The sequence below is a fragment of the Dawidia soli genome (assembly GCF_018598185.1).
GTDB lineage: Bacteria > Bacteroidota > Bacteroidia > Cytophagales > Cyclobacteriaceae > Ohtaekwangia > Ohtaekwangia soli.
Window position 1 is genome coordinate 85,995 of record NZ_JAHESC010000004.1, and the last position, 16,343, is coordinate 102,337.

At 53.6% G+C, this 16,343-nt stretch carries 19 protein-coding genes; 11 read left to right on the top strand and 8 right to left on the bottom strand.

Annotated features, from left to right (window positions below; genetic code table 11):
• Nucleotides 1–33: 33 nt before the first annotated feature.
• Nucleotides 34–1,218: a phosphoglycerate kinase gene (locus KK078_RS03960; protein ID WP_254088947.1), complete on the top strand. Its 1,185-nt coding sequence runs from the start codon at nt 34–36 to the stop codon at nt 1,216–1,218.
• A gap of 60 nt (nt 1,219–1,278) precedes the next feature.
• Here the strand turns inward: KK078_RS03960 and KK078_RS03965 are convergent, their stop codons facing one another.
• Nucleotides 1,279–1,731, bottom strand: a complete 453-nt coding sequence (locus KK078_RS03965) for a SprB repeat-containing protein (RefSeq protein WP_254088948.1) — start codon at nt 1,729–1,731, stop codon at nt 1,279–1,281.
• Between the two features lie 383 nt (nt 1,732–2,114).
• Here KK078_RS03965 and KK078_RS03970 point away from each other — a divergent pair, with 383 nt between their 5' ends.
• The 3 genes from KK078_RS03970 to KK078_RS03980 all read left to right on the top strand — a co-directional run bounded on the left by KK078_RS03970 (nt 2,115) and on the right by KK078_RS03980 (nt 4,202).
• Complete coding sequence (locus tag KK078_RS03970; RefSeq protein ID WP_254088949.1) at nt 2,115–2,585, top strand: hypothetical protein; 471 nt, start codon at nt 2,115–2,117, stop codon at nt 2,583–2,585.
• Between the two features lie 16 nt (nt 2,586–2,601).
• Complete coding sequence (locus KK078_RS03975; protein WP_254088950.1) at nt 2,602–3,048, top strand: hypothetical protein; 447 nt, start codon at nt 2,602–2,604, stop codon at nt 3,046–3,048.
• 959 nt (nt 3,049–4,007) lie between these two features.
• A complete protein-coding gene (locus tag KK078_RS03980) occupies nt 4,008–4,202 on the top strand; it encodes a hypothetical protein (protein WP_254088951.1) in 195 nt (64 codons plus the stop codon).
• Between the two features lie 65 nt (nt 4,203–4,267).
• Here the strand turns inward: KK078_RS03980 and KK078_RS03985 are convergent, their stop codons facing one another.
• A complete protein-coding gene (locus KK078_RS03985) occupies nt 4,268–4,483 on the bottom strand; it encodes a hypothetical protein (RefSeq protein ID WP_254088952.1) in 216 nt (71 codons plus the stop codon).
• A gap of 285 nt (nt 4,484–4,768) precedes the next feature.
• On the opposite strand from KK078_RS03985, the gene KK078_RS03990 reads away from it, so the two are divergent.
• The 3 genes from KK078_RS03990 (at nt 4,769) to KK078_RS04000 (ending at nt 8,025) form a co-directional block, all read left to right on the top strand.
• Nucleotides 4,769–4,921, top strand: coding sequence for a lmo0937 family membrane protein (locus tag KK078_RS03990; protein WP_254088953.1), 153 nt, complete (start codon nt 4,769–4,771; stop codon nt 4,919–4,921).
• Nucleotides 4,922–5,095: 174 nt separating this feature from the next.
• Nucleotides 5,096–5,359: an RNA recognition motif domain-containing protein gene (locus KK078_RS03995; RefSeq protein ID WP_254088954.1), complete on the top strand. Its 264-nt coding sequence runs from the start codon at nt 5,096–5,098 to the stop codon at nt 5,357–5,359.
• Nucleotides 5,360–5,493: 134 nt separating this feature from the next.
• Entirely contained in the window at nt 5,494–8,025 is a 2,532-nt protein-coding gene (locus KK078_RS04000; protein ID WP_254088955.1) for a hybrid sensor histidine kinase/response regulator, read from the top strand.
• Between the two features lie 10 nt (nt 8,026–8,035).
• Here KK078_RS04000 and KK078_RS04005 read toward each other — a convergent pair whose 3' ends face one another.
• From KK078_RS04005 to KK078_RS04015, 3 genes are all read right to left on the bottom strand, one after another.
• Nucleotides 8,036–9,388: a sigma-54-dependent transcriptional regulator gene (locus KK078_RS04005; protein ID WP_254088956.1), complete on the bottom strand. Its 1,353-nt coding sequence runs from the start codon at nt 9,386–9,388 to the stop codon at nt 8,036–8,038.
• A gap of 82 nt (nt 9,389–9,470) precedes the next feature.
• A complete protein-coding gene (locus KK078_RS04010; protein ID WP_254088957.1) occupies nt 9,471–9,779 on the bottom strand; it encodes a hypothetical protein in 309 nt (102 codons plus the stop codon).
• Nucleotides 9,780–9,962: 183 nt separating this feature from the next.
• The gene (locus KK078_RS04015) at nt 9,963–10,328 is read right to left on the bottom strand and encodes a DUF6249 domain-containing protein (RefSeq protein WP_254088958.1); all 366 of its coding nucleotides are present in this window, start codon (nt 10,326–10,328) and stop codon (nt 9,963–9,965) included.
• 279 nt (nt 10,329–10,607) lie between these two features.
• On the opposite strand from KK078_RS04015, the gene KK078_RS04020 reads away from it, so the two are divergent.
• Nucleotides 10,608–11,165 (top strand): sigma-70 family RNA polymerase sigma factor, encoded by a 558-nt coding sequence (locus KK078_RS04020; RefSeq protein ID WP_254088959.1) that lies wholly within the window; start codon nt 10,608–10,610, stop codon nt 11,163–11,165.
• A 3-nt stretch (nt 11,166–11,168) separates the two neighbouring features.
• Nucleotides 11,169–11,690 carry an anti-sigma factor family protein gene (locus KK078_RS04025; RefSeq protein WP_254088960.1) on the top strand — a complete coding sequence of 174 codons (522 nt, stop codon included), beginning with the start codon at nt 11,169–11,171 and terminating at the stop codon, nt 11,688–11,690.
• 17 nt (nt 11,691–11,707) lie between these two features.
• Here the strand turns inward: KK078_RS04025 and KK078_RS04030 are convergent, their stop codons facing one another.
• Together KK078_RS04030 and ahcY are read right to left on the bottom strand one after the other, a co-directional pair.
• A complete protein-coding gene (locus KK078_RS04030) occupies nt 11,708–11,995 on the bottom strand; it encodes a hypothetical protein (protein WP_254088961.1) in 288 nt (95 codons plus the stop codon).
• A 108-nt stretch (nt 11,996–12,103) separates the two neighbouring features.
• Nucleotides 12,104–13,408, bottom strand: coding sequence for an adenosylhomocysteinase (ahcY, locus tag KK078_RS04035; RefSeq protein WP_254088962.1), 1,305 nt, complete (start codon nt 13,406–13,408; stop codon nt 12,104–12,106).
• 143 nt (nt 13,409–13,551) lie between these two features.
• Between ahcY and KK078_RS04040 the strand changes: the two genes are divergently transcribed.
• Entirely contained in the window at nt 13,552–14,253 is a 702-nt protein-coding gene (locus KK078_RS04040; protein ID WP_254088963.1) for a DsbA family oxidoreductase, read from the top strand.
• Here the strand turns inward: KK078_RS04040 and KK078_RS04045 are convergent, their stop codons facing one another.
• On the bottom strand, nt 14,254–15,495 hold the full coding sequence (locus tag KK078_RS04045; protein WP_254088964.1) for a sialidase family protein: 1,242 nt from the start codon (nt 15,493–15,495) through the stop codon (nt 14,254–14,256).
• A gap of 155 nt (nt 15,496–15,650) precedes the next feature.
• Here KK078_RS04045 and KK078_RS04050 point away from each other — a divergent pair, with 155 nt between their 5' ends.
• Nucleotides 15,651–16,247 (top strand): hypothetical protein, encoded by a 597-nt coding sequence (locus KK078_RS04050; protein WP_254088965.1) that lies wholly within the window; start codon nt 15,651–15,653, stop codon nt 16,245–16,247.
• Nucleotides 16,248–16,343: the final 96 nt, after the last annotated feature.

Here is a 16,343-nt window from a genome sequence, read left to right on the forward strand (position 1 = left end):
CGAAAATTTTCATTAAACAACACAAACCGCCTCATGAAAACGATCAACGACATCAACTTTAACGGCAAACGCGCGCTCATTCGCGTGGACTTCAACGTTCCCCTGGACAAAAGCTTTAACGTTACGGACGACAACCGCATCCGCGCCACGATCCCGACGCTGAACAAGATCCTGAAGGACGGTGGTAGCGTTATCCTGATGTCGCACCTGGGGCGTCCGAAGGAAGGTCCGGAAGAAAAATATTCGCTGAAGCATACCGTCAAAAAGACCGAAGAGCTGCTGGGCCACCCCGTGAAGTTCGCCGGCGACTGCGTCGGTGACGAAGCCTACAAGCTGTCGGCCGCGCTCAAACCCGGTGACGTACTCCTTCTCGAAAACCTGCGTTTCTACAAAGAAGAAGAAAAAGGCGACGTTGCCTTTGCCGAAAAGCTCTCCAAGCACGGCGACATCTATGTAAACGACGCCTTCGGTACCGCACACCGTGCCCACGCCTCTACTACCATCGTAGCACAATTTTTCAAAGAAAAATGCGCAGGCCTTGTGATGGCGGCCGAGCTCGACAACGCGAAGAAGGTGATGGAAAAATCAGCCAAGCCCTTTACGGCGATCATGGGCGGCGCGAAGATCTCCGACAAGATCCTCATTATCGAAAACCTGCTTGACAAGGTAGACAACCTGATCATCGGTGGCGGTATGGCCTATACGTTCTTCAAAGCCCTGGGCGGTAACATCGGCAACTCGCTGGTAGAGGCTGATAAACTGGACCTGGCAAAAGAGCTGATCCAGAAGGCCAAAGCGAAAGGTGTAGACCTGCTTCTTCCCCTCGACTCGATCATCGCCGATAAATTCGCCGCCGACGCTAACACGGACGTGGCCAACAACAATAACATTAAAGACGGCTGGATGGGCCTTGACATCGGTCCCCAGGCAACGCAGGTATTTGCCAAAGCTATCGAAGATTCGAAGACCGTTCTGTGGAACGGCCCGATGGGTGTGTTCGAGATGGAGAAATTTGCTACCGGCACAAAGACGGTCGCTGAGGCGGTTGTAAAGGCTACGAAGAAAGGCGCCTTCTCACTGATCGGTGGTGGCGACTCCGCTGCTGCCGTTAACCAGTTCGGCTTTAACGACGACGTGAGCTATGTATCAACCGGTGGCGGCGCGCTGCTGGAGTACTTCGAAGGTAAAGTATTGCCGGGTGTAAAAGCACTCGAATAAGATATCAGACAAGGTGTATACGAAAAGGTTCACGGCACATACCGTGAACCTTTTTTGTTTTTACGGATGCGTGGTGTCGCCCGTATTTATAGTCGTTTTGGTTCCTACAGCTTGTACACCATTGGCATCGGTGGCGGTTACCCGTAGGTGCAGATCGAGATCGAGCGGCATTTGCGCGGTCTGACTGGTGCCTGTGGCCGTGACAAAAGGATTGTAGTGGATCTCGTCAATGGTATATTCCCAGTAGTAGGTATACGGCGGTGTGCCGCCACTGGCGGAAACGGTCCAGGTGTAGTAGTCCCGGTTGTTACCACGGGCAGGTCCGCCGACCGACACCGACACCACGGCCTTCGGTTCAGGCGCCGCCATGTAGGGGCCAGCCTGGTTCATTTCTTTTTTCCAACGTGCAGGCACGTCAGCTTCCGGCATTTCCGGGCTGGTGGCTGCCAGCAGGAACAGGGCGCTCGTCGCCATCCACAACGAGAGCAGACGGCGGTTCATGATTTGTCTCATTTCAACATCGTTTAAGGGGTGCCTACTCTTGGTCTCAGCTTTTCGGCTTACGCTGTCGACTCACCAGGCCACATGGCACGTCGGTACGCATCGCTCACAACATCTCATTTTAGCTATCCGCCCGCAACCTGCGAGATCGCGAACAAGTTAGAAAAAAGCATCACATTTCCGGGCCCTGATTTTTAAGGGCGCACCTTCGCCTGACTACGGCGGAAGACCTACGTGAAATTCCTGTTAAATCTCTGCAAACGGGCGCGTTTGCGGACCAATTGGGCGAACGACTGTTGCGGAACCTTTGGGAAGTCGGGAGAGATCGCGTATTTTTAAGTATTCCAACGAATGGGGTTCTGAAAGGGTCTAAACATTTGTAACAACGACTGATGATGAAAAATGGATTTCTGCTGCTCGTGCTCCTTTGTGTAGGACTGGTATCGTGCGATAAGAATGAGGGAAATACGCAGGCTGTGCTGAAGAGCGGAACCTATACCGGCGAGTTTAGCCGTTTCAGTCCCGACGGCCACTGTACCCCTACCGCGGTGACCCTCGTGATCCAGAACAATACCTTCAATGGCTTTAGCGAGCTGATGAAGTCTCCCGCCATTGGCGCGGGTGTATATAAGCTGACGGGCGCCGAGATCGAATTTGACGACCAGCGTGTGTGGACAAGCGAGTTCGATTGGACGTATGTGCTGGACGGTAAGTATAAATTCAAGACCCTTGGCGACGAAGTGATTATCGTGCGCATGTATGCCAACCAAATGACCGATATGTATAAGCTCCGTTGGCAAGACCCGGCTACGACGCTCAACTCCCGCAACACAACCGAGGCCAGCATAGAAACTTCCGAAGAGTAAGTCCCTTACGTTATTCATGATACGCCCCGTATACTTTTGTGGCAGCGTGTTGCTGCTGGCGGCCTGTGGCCGAATCGCTGAAAAGCGCAATGCCGTTACGGACGCCATCGAAAGCGCCCAGGCTCAGGAATTTTGTTTTCAAGACATTACCGGCAACGACTCCCTGCTCGTGCAACTGACGATCGTCGGCAACGACGTTACCGGCACATTGCGCTGGCTGCCCGCCGAGAAAGACAAAATGGTCGGCACGCTGAACGGCATCCTGCAAAACGACACCATCACAGCCGTATACAGCTACCAGGCCGAAGGTGTCAACGCCCGTGAAGAGAAGATCTTTCGCCTGACCACCGACTCGCTATTCCTCGCGCACGGCGAGCTCGTTGATCAAAACGGCACATGGGTTCTCAAAGACAAACGCACAGCCCGGTTTACAGAAGCCGCGGGGAAGACGGATTGTAAGTAGGAAGTACGCCGGATCAAAAACACCTTTTGTGCTAAAGGAGTACCCGGCAATTGTCTCATGATGCCAACGTGCTTGCCGTTCGATCCTCCCTTTTCCTTTCCTGGATCTTAACCTGATCCACCAATGTCCCATCTCTTTTATGGCGTAGATCATCCGTGGTCCAATCGTAGGAAACTGACAGGTTTTGCATCACGTATTAGAACAGTTTATGGAATAGATATCGTCATACAAGATATTTCTTCGCAATCTGCCGATAGACTTGTTATACAACACCCTTTTATAGTCTAATCATCAAAAGAAAAGGCATAAAAAAAGGAGCCGTCATAAAGCTAAAAATGACGGCTCCTGATAAGGAGTGCTAGGATTGTTCTGCTTTTGGGGTGTCCTTCGACCAGGAACAACGTCTCGGGAACGAAAGCATACTTCTTCTTCACCATTCATGAAAGATGATCCGTGCACCTTTCCACACGTCACTCCAAGTATTTTCTTTGCCTCCGGTCGTGTGAACATCCATCGGCCAACCTGGTACAATTTCAAAAAACTCCTGTCGCCGGCTAAGCCAATCGCTTACCACGAAGTTAGGCTAAGTAACGCATACGTCAGGAAAATGGTTGTAGCAATGCGCAATAAAGTTTTCATACGATATAACCGTTGTCATTTGGTCCTTCCTTTATTCCGGAGCATACTCGTTACGAATAGAACGCTCCTGCCTGCCGGATTATTTTTCAACCACACGTATTCTATACCGGCCTTGTGGAAAGGTATATAGAAATAATAATGCCAAAGAGTACGTTTGTTTGACGAATGTCTATCTCCCCATTTATCAGGGAGTTATGACCGCTAATTTCCCCAGATATAGACCATTCACCGATTGCTTTTAATTTCTCAGGAAAACACACAATGGCACAGACTTTTCTGCGTTTACGGGAGGGAATCATCTGAGAAGAGAGGTTATGAATATGAAAAAACAATTCAACAAACGGTGCCTGCTGGTAGGAACGTGCCTGGGTGCGATCGTTATCGCGCTGAATGTAACGGCAGAAGATGAGTCGAAAGAAACCGTTAGCGTAGAACCTCAATTGTTACAAGCCAAGACCATCTATACTGCCGAGCCCATGCCGCGTAATACTTTCCGGGTAAAGGGGATCCGCTAACGCGTGCACACGCGTTAAACGCTAAAAAAAGTATATACGCACGACGTATATACTTCCTTAGTCATTTAGTTCTTAGCGTAACGAAATGTTCCGCGCAGCGTCTGAAGCTCTTTGGTAGACAATCTTCTGCGGGGTACGAATTGGCGGCGCTCGCGCAACGAAGCCTTGGCGGCTGCGCTTTCGTCTTCCAGCGGGAAGAATACCTTGGCGAGAAAATAGGCCGTCGTCATAAAGATGCCGTACGTGCCAAAAAAGATCAATACAATAGTAATTGCGTCCATAAGCCATTAGACAGTTATACGTGTCAAGCATGGAAAATTTAGTGCCATTGTACCGCACCTTCCGTTTAGCGGTCGTAGTGGGCAATGTGTAGCAAAGTTCCACACTTTTGTACCGGTTGCTCCACACTTCACACGTGTGCACCCCAATGGCTGGAAAATGCTTCTCACCAGTCCTGTAAATTTTACGGCTGGCAGCGCTGGCATTTGATTTTTCAGGACTTACTCCAGTCGCCTTTCCGAACGGTTACAGGCGGCGAAAAGTATCCATCTCAAACATCTACGACTATGAACGATTTATTATATGTAATAGCGGTTATCCTCATTATCGGGTGGCTTTTAGGGGCATTTGTTTTCAGTGTGGGAGGAATTATACACCTGCTTTTGGTGATCGCTGTCATTGCCGTTTTGTTACGGCTTATCAGAGGACGAAGCGTTTAGCGGTTATTATAAATATCTTTTATTGGGCAGGCCCCACATTACTACTGTGGGGCCATTTTTCTTTTCCAATAACAGATAGTCTGGAAACACGGAAGCGTGCATGAATTTTGCTAACCGCTATGCCCCAAAAGCACCCTGGTGCAAAGACCCTTTGTTTTACTTAATACTTGTACTATGAACATTTTTGTTGCAAAGCTTAATTTCAAGACGCGCAAAGAAGAACTCGAAGCTGCCTTCACCCCGTATGGCGCGGTGAGCTCCGCCAAGATCGTACGCGACAAAGAAACCGGCCGCTCGAAAGGCTATGGCTTCGTTGAAATGCCAAACGACAGCGAAGCCCTGCAAGCCATTGCTTCCCTGAATGAAAAGGAGCTTGACGGCCGTGAGATCGTCGTGAAACCGGCCAACCCGAAGACGGCCGAAACTGCCTCGTATTAACGTCGATTACCTATACGCCTCTCTTTTGCGGAAAAGTCCACGGCATCGCTGCTGCTGGACTTTTTCGTTTTTATGACTTTTTTGGCATATTATTCGGTTAACATAATCCACTGGAAGTATCCAGTTTATAGCACATGCTGAACGCACGCGATAAATCGAATCCCGTCTCTGTAAAAGGGAAGGTTCTGGCAGGCTTCTTTTTTGCCTTTATTGCCATTATCCTGGCCCTGGGTATTACGCATTTTGCGTTCCGCACGATGCTGGATACCGTAGACGAGCTGTCGGCGCCCAACGAAAAGCTGACCGCCCTGAATACGGTCTTCCAGGAGATCACCACGCTGGATCAGCTGCAACGGGCGGAGGCCATCCGCAATCCCAATAAGCCCTATCGTGCTTTCCTGTTGCAGTCTAAGACTGTCGCCGCCAAGATCGATACCATCCTGGCCATGCCGTGGGACACCGCCCAACACCGCCGCATCAGCGAGATGAAGCAGGTGCTCAAACAGCGCGACAAATTGTTTTTCTCCTACCTGCGTCTGAAACTAAAGCTAGCCGCCAACCGGCAATATACCGAGCGCCTGGACACGCTCGCCGTCATCCTCGACCAGGGCGCCGATACGAGCGTGGTGACGACGCAAAAGAAAACCACCACGACGTATTGGAGGGATTCCGCCGTTGCGCCCGAAAAAAGCCAGAAGTCCGGGCGTTTCCGGCTCTTTGGCAAAAAGAAAAGCACGGTGGTCGAGCCTGAAACGCAGCACGTCAAAGTAGAAGAAGAGCTGAGCGTACAGGTTGACACATTGGCGGTCGCACGCCAGAACAACGCGTTGGAAGAAGTAGAAAAGATCATGCGCGAGCTGGACGACAACCGTGTCAGCCAAAACCGCCGCCTGCAACGCCGCGAGCTGGAGCTGATCCATGCCAACAGCCTGTTCATTAACCAGCTGTTGGGCATTCTGCACGAGGTGGAGAACGAAGAGGTACAGCAGATGCGCACCACCAACCGGCAGGCCAGTACGCTCTTCAACCAAAGTATCTCGCGCATCAGCATGCTGCTGGTCGTGTTCTTCCTGGTAGCCGCACTGCTGGTGTATCTCATCTGGATCGACATCAGCAAGAGTAATTATTACAAAGAGCAGTTAGAGCGCTCGCGTGACGAAGCCGAAGAACTGGGCCAGATCAAACAACGCTTCCTGGCCAACATGAGCCACGAGATCCGTACGCCCCTGCAGTCTATCATTGGCTTTGCCGAGCAGCTGCGCCAGCATCCGGGCAGTCCGGAAGCTGCCGCGGCCATTCACAGCTCGTCTGAGCATCTGCTACACATCGTCAACGAGGTGCTGGACTACAGCCGCATTTCGTCGGGCAACTTCTCGCTGGCGGAAGAGCCGTTTACGCTGCGTACGCTGGTGAACGAGGTAGAAGAGGCGATGCGCGTGCAGGCGGAAAAGAAAGGCCTCACCTTCCTGCTCGACTATGAACAGGCGCTTGATTACCGCCTGCTCGGCGATCCGTTCCGCCTGCGGCAGATCCTCTATAATCTGCTGGGCAACGCTATCAAGTTCACCAATAAAGGTTTTGTACGGCTCACTGTACGCACGGTGGAGCAAGAGCCCGGCGACACGATCGCCTGCACGTTTGAAGTGACCGATACCGGCATCGGCATTCGTCCGGAAGACCTGAAAAATATCTTTAATCAGTTCGAGCAGGCCAGTACGCTGGTGGCCGAGCAATATGGCGGTGGCGCCGGGCTGGGATTAACGATCGTGAAGTCGCTGGTCGAAGCGCAGCGTGGCACGGTAGAAGTTTCCAGTGAGCCTGGCATCGGTTCTACGTTCCGCATCCAGCTGGCTTTTGCGCGCACGATGCACATGGTGCAGCCTGCCACGCATGCACCCGCCCTCAATCCGCAAGGCGCCTTTCATGGCAAAGTATTGCTGGTGGATGATGACCCGATGATCGTGCGGCTGTGCGGCCTGATCCTGTCGAAGAACAACATTCCGCATCTTCTTTTCGAAGAGGCTGAAAAGCTCTTAGATCATACGCCCGATGCCGGGGTAACGCATATCCTGATGGATATCCGCATGCCGCGGATAAACGGCATCGAGCTGTGTGCTGCGCTGCGCAGGAAGTATCCGCGCAGCACGCGGTTTATTGCGTTGACGGCACACGTCTTTGCGCAGGATCGTCAAAAGCTGCTGGACGGTGGCTTTGACGTGGTGCTCTCCAAACCGTTCCATGAACACGAGCTGCTGGAAACGCTGGGGCTTTCTGCGGTGCCTCAAACGGAGGTGTCAGAGGCGGCGAGCGTGTCGGCTACGCCGCCGGCGGCGCTTGATCTGTCGGCCTTACGGCAGATGACGTTTGGCGATGAGACGTTGCTGCAGTCGGTGCTGGCGCAATTTATCGAAGAGACCGAGGAGGATCTGCAGCGGTTGGAAAGCAGCCTGCGGAGCGGTGATACGCCGATGTTGCGTGAGGTTGTGCATAAGGTGGCGGGACGTACCGGGCAGATGGGCGCCACGCCGTTGAGCATACGGCTCAGGGCGTTGGAGAAGCGGATCCATGATGGCGAGACGTTGCCTGCTCTGCACGATGAGGCTGCTCTACTGCAAATTGAAGTCGAAGAGATGATGAAGAGCGTGCGGGTGTTGAGTGACCTGTAATTTCCTACGCCTACTCTATTCCGTATTTTTCCATCTTCAGGTAAAGCGTTTTGCGATCTATATTCAGGATGCGTGCGGCTTTCGATTTATTATACCGCGCCTCTTGTAAGGTCTTTACAATCATTTCGCGCTCCTGTACTTCCTGCAATACTTTTAGGTCGTATACCGGCGCGGTCTGGGCGCTGGGGCTGGTCGCCGGATTCTTGATGGCCGACATCATTTCCACCGGCAAGGCAGAGACATCTACCGTGGTGCCGGTTGTCAAGAGTACGGCGCGTTTTACCACGTTCTTCAGTTCACGCAGGTTGCCGGGCCAGTCGTAGAGGTGGAAGATGCGCAATACTTCGTCGTCGAAGCCCGTCACGTTGCGGCTCAGCTCCTGATTGGCGGCGGTGCGAAAGAAGTCGAGGAATTCTTCCAGGTCGGCGTTGCGCTCGCGCAAGGCCGGTACCTTCAGCTTAAATTCGTTGAGGCGGTGGTATAGATCTTCGCGGAAGTGGCTGTTGCGTACACTCTCGGTCAGGTCGTCATTGGTGGCGGTAATGATGCGTACATCTACTTTGATCTCGCGGTTGCTGCCGACCGGCGTGACGATGCGCTCCTGGATGGCGCGCAAAAGTTTTACCTGTACTTCATACGACAGGTTGCCGACTTCGTCGAGGAACAATGTGCCGCCATGGGCGGCTTCAAATTGGCCGGTCTTGTCCATGACGGCGCTGGTGAATGCTCCTTTTACGTGACCAAAGAGCTCGCTTGCGGCCAGTTCTTTTGACAACGCACCGCAGTCGACCGCCACAAAGGGCTGCCGGGCCCGTTGGCTCTTGCGATGAATGGTGCGGGCTACGTTTTCTTTGCCGGTGCCGCTCTCGCCTTCGATGATCACCGACATGTCGGTCGGCGCCACGAGGCGTATGTATTCGTGCAGCTGGCGTGAGGCCTGGCTTTTGCCTTCTACGAAATCATGCGGCTCGGTGGGTGCAGCGGCTGTTGCAACAGGCTTCTTCTCTTTTTTGAGCGCCTGCTTGACGATCATCAACAGCTCTTCGGGGTTAACCGGTTTGGTGATGTATTCGTGCGCGCCATCCTTGATGGCTTTTACCGCCGTGCGAATGTCTGAGAAGCCGGTCATGATCACGACCGGTGTATGTTGTGACGTCTTCTTGATCTCGAACAGAATGTCCAGGCCGGTGCTGTCGGGCAGACGATAGTCGAGCAGCACCATGTCAAACGTGCGTGCTGCGAAGGCCTTCAAGCCGTCTTTACCGCGGTGACTGGTCTCTACCGAGTAGCCGTGCTTCACCAAAAACCCCTCCAGGATCCGCGAAAAGGTCAAATCATCTTCAATCACTAATATTGCCGCCATACGAGCCGAAAATAAAAAAGAAAGCCGGAATATTTTCCAGCTTTCTCTGCTAATTAAACGATGGTTGTTGGCCGGAGGGTAATTAGCTTATTTTCTTGCCTTCTTTGTCGAACTTGATCGTCTTGGTTTCAGCACCGTTCTTCAGCTCTACTTCGAAGGTATCCGCTGTTTTGTGGTGGTACGCGGCGTTGATCAACCAACCGCGGTATTCTTCGCCTTCCAGGGCTGTCTTTACCGTCTGGGGCAGCTCTTCAGCCTTGATCTTTACTTTGTCATCCTGCTGAGCAGTTTGTTCAGTTGCTACAGCGTTGTTGCTGGGTTGTGCTGCCTGGGCATTGGCTGCTACTACTCCGAATACTAAACCGCAGAGGGCAAACATTACTTTTTTCATGACCTTAAGTTTATAAGTGAAACAATTATTACGAACTGATACACTATAATACAATGTTGTGCCACGCCCCGGGAAGTTTCCCCAAAAATCTGATTATCAAAATATTACAGGAAAATCATTATACTTCTGCCAGTGATTTACTGTTGAATAGTTCTACAGTGTGGGAGTTATAGGCCCACTCTCCTACAACTCTTTACGGCGTGCTGCTTCCTTGCGCTCACGCTTCTTCTCGTCGATGACATAGGCGCCGATCAACCCGATGCCGCCGAAGATAAAGAGTGATGCGAAGTAACCGACCTCTCTCATATCGGCCACGTGATCCAGCCAGTCGCCGACGAGCAGCCCTACGCCACCACCGATCATTAACAGGCCGATGTGGAGTGCCGTCGAGGACGTGCGATCGGGCTGCCAGAGCTCAGACAGATTTTTGCCGCGTTCGATCAACGCCATGCGCTCGATGTTGAGGTTCTTGCGGAGGTACAGTATGATAATGATACCACCGATGACGGCTGTGATGACCATCGAAATTGCCAGGATGCCTTCTACCATAATCTTATCTTTTAAGTTTTGCTCTATGACACCGGGGGTGGGAAGCAGGTTACCGGAGGGTGTCAATTTTTTTATAATGATAGGGTACCGGCACCGGTGTGCTTTTCTGCCCGCCAGTTGCAAACTGGCGACAGTGTAGGCACAAGAGACGCGCTGTGCGCTAACTCTTGCGCCAGCAATGTAACGCTTGCGCCAGCAATGACCGGTTATGTGTAGCTTCCATAAAAAAATAGATCGACCTTGTAACCTGCGCTGTTTGATACGCGTCCAAGACGGCGAATGATGATCACGGATCCGGACCACGCTTTACTCGACAGTATTCTGGGCGGCGACCAGCAGGTGTATGCCGTGCTGGTCGACAAGTATCAGGTGTATGCCTATACGATCGCCCTGAAGGTATTGCAGAATACGGCAGAGGCGGAAGAGGCTGCGCAGGATGCGTTTGTGAAGGCGTACCGGCACCTGGCTTCGTTTAACCGGCAGTCGAAGTTTTCGACGTGGTTGTATCGCATCGTATTTAATACGGCCCTGGCGTACCGGCGTAAGAACCGGCCTGCGTATTATGCCGTGGATGCCCGCCTGGCGGTTCCCGCGGCGGCGGAGAGCGCCCTGGAAAAGATGGATAAACATAAATATGTCATGCTCGCGATGGAGCGGCTGAACGAAGCCGACCGCACGGCCCTGACGTTGTTCTATCTGCAGGAGTTTTCGCTGGAAGAGATCGCGGCGATCATCGATCTTCCGGCCAACACGATTAAGGTACGGATCCACCGGGCGCGGTTGCGCCTGGCAGAAGAGCTTAGAACCCTGTTACAACAAGAAGCGTTAACGCTGTAGACCATGAAAAAGAAAGATATTGCTGCCCTGGAAGACGCCCTGAGCCGTTACCCCGACGGATCACAAGAAAAGGCTGAAAGGGCCTGGCTGGAAGACCTGCAAGCGCAGGATGCCGGCGTTCAACAGCGCATGGAAGACCTCGACACAGTGCACCAGGCGCTGCAGGCGCAGGGCATCGCGCGCCCCTCCCCGCACTTTACCCAGCGCGTTATGGCTGCGCTTGCGCCGCTGCCGCAAACATCGGTGCCGCCGGCGCGCCGGGTGTGGCGAAGCGTCGCGTTGTTAACGGGCGTTCTGGCCGTGACCGGCATTATCATGACGTGGCTGTCGTCCGATATGTTCACCGGCGTGACGGTGCAGCAGGTGGCAGTGCCCTATGCCGACCAGTGGAACTGGTCTGTCGCCGTGAAAGGAAAATGGCTGTTATACCCCATCATTGCCATCAACATGGTGCTGGGCTGGGCGTTGCTGGACCGGGCTATCCTCAAGCCGCTCTTTCAGCACCGGCGCCTGCACCAGGCGTAGCAGCGTCGGTACCAGGATCAGTTGCCGGTCTCGGGCTTCGGCTCGGGGCATTCGATCTTCCAGTCTTTGGAAAGCGCAATGGTACCGGCCTTTGCTTTTTCGATGATCTCTTCGGTCTTCTTGCTGTATTTACAGCCGATGTCTACATAGCGGAATTTGGCGCCGTCCACTTTGAAGTTAAAGTGGCAGGTGTTCGATGCCTTGTGTGTTTTCATACAGACAAACTCGACGTTTTCCTGGTGGCGTGATGTAAAGCCTGTTTGCAGTACGCAAACAAACAAGAGGGTGTAGGCAATCCATTTCATATCGCCAAAGATACAAACACGATCTCCGGAAAAGAAAGCGCCTTCCCGACAAGTCGGGAAGGCGCTTTGAAAGGTGAGCGGCGGCGTTACGCTACCGTTACCGCCAGATCAATAGCGGTAGTAGTCGGGCTTGAACGGGCCTTTCACTTCCACACCGATATATTTCGCCTGATCGGCAGAAAGTGTTTCGAGCTCAACACCGATCTTCTTCAGGTGCAGGCTTGCTACTTTCTCATCCAGGTGCTTCGGCAGCATGTATACTTTGTTCTCGTAGTTGCTGGTGTTGGTCCACAGCTCGAGCTGGGCCAGCGTTTGGTTGGTGAACGAGTTCGACATCACAAAGGAAGGGTGACCCGTCGCGCAACCCAGGTTCACCAGGCGGCCTTCGGCCAGCAGGATCACCTGGCGTCCGTTCTTCAGGGTATAGAGATCCACTTGCGGTTTAACTTCATCTTTCGATGCGTTCTTGTTCAACCAGGCAACGTCGATCTCGTTGTCGAAGTGACCGATGTTACAGACGATGGTTTTGTCTTTCATCGACTCGAAGTGGCGGCCCAAAACGATGCCGAAGTTGCCGGTAGCGGTAACAACGATGTCGGCGTCTTTTACGGCGTCGTCCATGCGCTTCACGGCATATCCGTCCATGGCGGCCTGCAGCGCGCAGATGGGGTCGATCTCGGTTACGATCACGCGGGCACCGGCACCACGCAGGGACGCTGCAGAGCCTTTTCCTACGTCGCCGTAGCCGGCTACAACGGCCACCTTACCGGCCATCATCACGTCTGTCGCACGGCGGATGGCGTCCACCAGCGATTCTTTGCAGCCGTATTTGTTGTCGAATTTCGACTTCGTTACCGAGTCGTTGATGTTGATCGCCGGCAGCGGCAGTTTGCCGTTGTGCATGCGCTCGATGAGGCGGTGTACACCGGTGGTCGTCTCTTCGGAGATGCCGCGGATACCGGTCACCAGTTGCGGATAACGGTCCAGCACCATGTTGGTGAGGTCACCGCCGTCGTCCAGGATCATGTTCAGCGGCTTGCCGTCCTGGAAGGCATACAGTGTCTGTTCGATACACCAGTCGAATTCCTTTTCGTTCATGCCTTTCCAGGCATATACGGGGATACCCGCTGCTGCGATGGCCGCCGCGGCGTGGTCTTGTGTCGAGAAGATATTGCACGATGACCAGGAAACCTCAGCGCCCAGCTCGATCAGTGTCTCGATGAGCACGGCTGTCTGGATCGTCATGTGAAGGCACCCTGCAATGCGGGCGCCGCTGAGGGGCTTCTGCTTGCCGAACTCCTCGCGGATGGCCATCAAGCCGGGCATTTCGGCTTCCGCCAACTTAATTTCTTTGCGTCCCCATGCAGCCAGGGAAAGGTCTTTAACCTTAAATTTGAGCTTTTCTTCGGTCATTTTTATGATGATTTTCTTAACTGGGAACCCAAAAGTAATATAAAGGATTGAAAAGTCATTGTGCATAAAGGCATTAGCCGGCAGAAGTTATGGGCTGAACCATTATGCATAGGTGGCTGTTAACCAAGCAAAACGGAAAAACGATGAATAAGCCAAAGATAAAAGTTGATATTGTGTCGGATGTGGTGTGCCCCTGGTGTTACATCGGCAAACGTAGATTAGAAAAAGCTATTGACAAGCTCGCGACCGAATACGATTTCGAGCTCGAATACCATCCGTTTGAGCTCAACCCGCAGATGCCCGAAAGCGGCGCCAACCAGCGGGCCTACCTGGCTGCCAAGTTCGGCAGCGACGAGCGCTACGAGCAGATCACCCGTCAGACCACCCAAACGGCCGCCACTGAGGGCCTGGCCTTTGCCTTTGATAAACAACAGGTGTCGCCCAATACCCGCAAAGCCCATGTGCTGATCCAGCAAGCCCGGACCGTCGGCAAGCAGCTGGAAGTGACCGAAGGCTTTTTTAAAGCCTATTTCATCGACGGCATAGACCTATCGAAAAATGAAAACCTCGTTGCCGTGGCGGTACAGGCCGGCCTGTCCAGGGCCTTGGCGGAAGAGGCCCTGGCCGACGAAAACCTGGTCATGCAGGTGTCGCTGGCGGAACAGGAAATGTACAAGCTGGGCATCACCGGCGTACCCTTCTATATCATCAATAACCGCTACGGCGTGTCAGGCGCCCAGGCGTCGGAGACCTTCGTCGAGGCCTTCCGCGAGATCGTGCAATCGCAGGAAGCCGACATCACCAGCGGTGGCGAGGCCTGCGATGTCGACGGCCGGAATTGCTGATCACTTTGTTGCGATCTGTGCAGCCCCCAGGGCTTCCTGGGTAAGTGTGTTCGTGAACACGGCAGGCTTGCCGTCGAGGTCCTGGATCCATACGGCGGCAATGGTGCCTTTGTGCACGGCCAGGCCGGTATAACCGCGCTCGGGCAAGATGGTTTGTCCCGTAAAGGGCGCCGTGCTGATCTTCTTATTGTGGAAGTTGTTGCCGCCGTCGTTCGACCACGCCAGGTATACCTCGGTGGCCAGCCCCTCTCCTTCCGTCGCCCGCCGATCGAAATAAAGCATGTAGAGAATGCCCGTGGCAGGATCGATCGCCATGGCCGGCTGGTATTGCTGGCCGAGGGCGTCGTCGTTGACGCGCTGCGGGGAGGTCCAGTTGTCGCCGTAGTTGGTGGAACGGATAAACCACACATCGGCATCGTCCTGGCTACTGCGGGTGTCCGACCACGCCATGTATAAGCTGCCCATGCGGGGGCCTTTGCTCCGGTCTACCAGCAATGTCGGCTCGCTATACGCATCGGCTTTCAGCCGGGTGACGGTGATATCGTTGGACAGCCACATCGATCCGTCAAAAGAACGATCCATAAAGATCGTCTGCCCGGTAAGCCAGGCTACATACGACTTGCCATCGGCCGCGACGGCGGCCAGCGCACCGCTTGCCGCGCGCCGGGCGTCGTTGCACCGCCCTGCGGTCTGCGACATTTCCTTTGGCGTGCTCCATTTCTTGCCGTTCGAAGACCGGGTCATCCAGATGCTGGAACGGCACGCGGCGTCTTCGCTGGGGTATTCATCAAATTGTGTATAGGTGACATACAGCGATCCTTTGGCGTCGGCGGAGACATTCACCCGCTCGTTATGTTTCGTATTATCCATGGCCACGGGGGTGCCGGTGTCCCACGTCTGACCATCGCGGGAAGTATAGCACGCTGTAATGCCGGGGCCGTTGGTCTGAAAGTAATAGAACGTACCATGACCATCTGATATCAGCCGGGCGTCGCCTTGCTCACCCACTACGGGTACAGTACCGGTCTTCCAGGTGTTACCGCCGTCCACGGTATAGTAAACGGTGCCGGGCGATACGGCCACGACCATGTTCTGTGGATTCTTGGGGTGAATGGCGATGGACGCCTGCCAGGAATACCCCGGCGCGTGGGCCATCGGGGGCAGGGCGGTAGGTTTTTGCTGACCGGCAGCAGGAAGGCTTACGCCGGCGAGCAGCAGGAAGCCAAAGAAATGGGCGCGCATAGTCTATCAGGTCTGTTACGCAATGAGCGTTAAAAATACGATACTCCGGGAAAAACACCCACGAATATGGGGGCTCCGAGATTAAATATTCGGTAACTTCATACCCCGAAACTCCGTTTCCTTCTCGTCGAAACCCTTAACACATCTACATAACCATGATCAAAAAAACATTTACCGCGATGCTGCTGGCCGTATCGGTGGCCGGCTATGCTCAAAAAATCAAAATCGTAGAGGGAAGCCTCGCCCCGCTGAAGGGTCAGAAGTCCCTCAATACCGAATTTACCTATGATAACATGACCATCGGCAAGGACGGGCTGCCTGAACAAGAATACGTTAGCAAGCGCAAAGGCGAGCTCAACACCAAGGAAGCCGGCCGGGGCGACAAGTTTGAACAGAAATGGGTGGACGACCGCCAGGAGCGTTTTGCCCCGCAATTCCGCGAGCTTTTTACAAAACACGCAGCCCTGACGACCAGCGTAGACGAAAAAGCCCCATACACGTTGATCTTCCACACCACGCGCACAGAGCCGGGCTGGAACGTGGGCGTTATGCGCGTACCGGCCTTTATCGACGGCGAAGCCACGATCGTGGAAACAGCCAACAAGAGTAAAGTGATCGCCCGCATTACCGTAGTGAAATCACCCGGTCGTGACGCATGGGGTTTTGATTACGAAACGGGCGCACGCCTGCAAGAGTCTTATGCGAAAGCCGGCAAGGAACTGGGCCAGTTACTCGTGAAGGAGACCAAATAGGTACATCTATATGTTATAACCTGCAATTCCGTCGAACATAACACAAGGTCAGGCGCTTAGCCTGACCTTCTTTTTTCACATCCTACCCCAACGTGA

Bases quoted from the DNA above. Each gene is read 5' to 3' on its own strand.
- KK078_RS03960 (WP_254088947.1), top strand. From the start codon at position 34: ATGAAAACGATCAACGACATCAACTTTAACGGCAAACGCGCGCTCATT.
- KK078_RS03965 (WP_254088948.1), bottom strand. From the start codon at position 1,731: ATGAGACAAATCATGAACCGCCGTCTGCTCTCGTTGTGGATGGCGACG.
- KK078_RS03970 (WP_254088949.1), top strand. From the start codon at position 2,115: ATGAAAAATGGATTTCTGCTGCTCGTGCTCCTTTGTGTAGGACTGGTA.
- KK078_RS03975 (WP_254088950.1), top strand. From the start codon at position 2,602: ATGATACGCCCCGTATACTTTTGTGGCAGCGTGTTGCTGCTGGCGGCC.
- KK078_RS03980 (WP_254088951.1), top strand. From the start codon at position 4,008: ATGAAAAAACAATTCAACAAACGGTGCCTGCTGGTAGGAACGTGCCTG.
- KK078_RS03985 (WP_254088952.1), bottom strand. From the start codon at position 4,483: ATGGACGCAATTACTATTGTATTGATCTTTTTTGGCACGTACGGCATC.
- KK078_RS03990 (WP_254088953.1), top strand. From the start codon at position 4,769: ATGAACGATTTATTATATGTAATAGCGGTTATCCTCATTATCGGGTGG.
- KK078_RS03995 (WP_254088954.1), top strand. From the start codon at position 5,096: ATGAACATTTTTGTTGCAAAGCTTAATTTCAAGACGCGCAAAGAAGAA.
- KK078_RS04000 (WP_254088955.1), top strand. From the start codon at position 5,494: ATGCTGAACGCACGCGATAAATCGAATCCCGTCTCTGTAAAAGGGAAG.
- KK078_RS04005 (WP_254088956.1), bottom strand. From the start codon at position 9,388: ATGGCGGCAATATTAGTGATTGAAGATGATTTGACCTTTTCGCGGATC.
- KK078_RS04010 (WP_254088957.1), bottom strand. From the start codon at position 9,779: ATGAAAAAAGTAATGTTTGCCCTCTGCGGTTTAGTATTCGGAGTAGTA.
- KK078_RS04015 (WP_254088958.1), bottom strand. From the start codon at position 10,328: ATGGTAGAAGGCATCCTGGCAATTTCGATGGTCATCACAGCCGTCATC.
- KK078_RS04020 (WP_254088959.1), top strand. From the start codon at position 10,608: ATGATGATCACGGATCCGGACCACGCTTTACTCGACAGTATTCTGGGC.
- KK078_RS04025 (WP_254088960.1), top strand. From the start codon at position 11,169: ATGAAAAAGAAAGATATTGCTGCCCTGGAAGACGCCCTGAGCCGTTAC.
- KK078_RS04030 (WP_254088961.1), bottom strand. From the start codon at position 11,995: ATGAAATGGATTGCCTACACCCTCTTGTTTGTTTGCGTACTGCAAACA.
- ahcY (WP_254088962.1), bottom strand. From the start codon at position 13,408: ATGACCGAAGAAAAGCTCAAATTTAAGGTTAAAGACCTTTCCCTGGCT.
- KK078_RS04040 (WP_254088963.1), top strand. From the start codon at position 13,552: ATGAATAAGCCAAAGATAAAAGTTGATATTGTGTCGGATGTGGTGTGC.
- KK078_RS04045 (WP_254088964.1), bottom strand. From the start codon at position 15,495: ATGCGCGCCCATTTCTTTGGCTTCCTGCTGCTCGCCGGCGTAAGCCTT.
- KK078_RS04050 (WP_254088965.1), top strand. From the start codon at position 15,651: ATGATCAAAAAAACATTTACCGCGATGCTGCTGGCCGTATCGGTGGCC.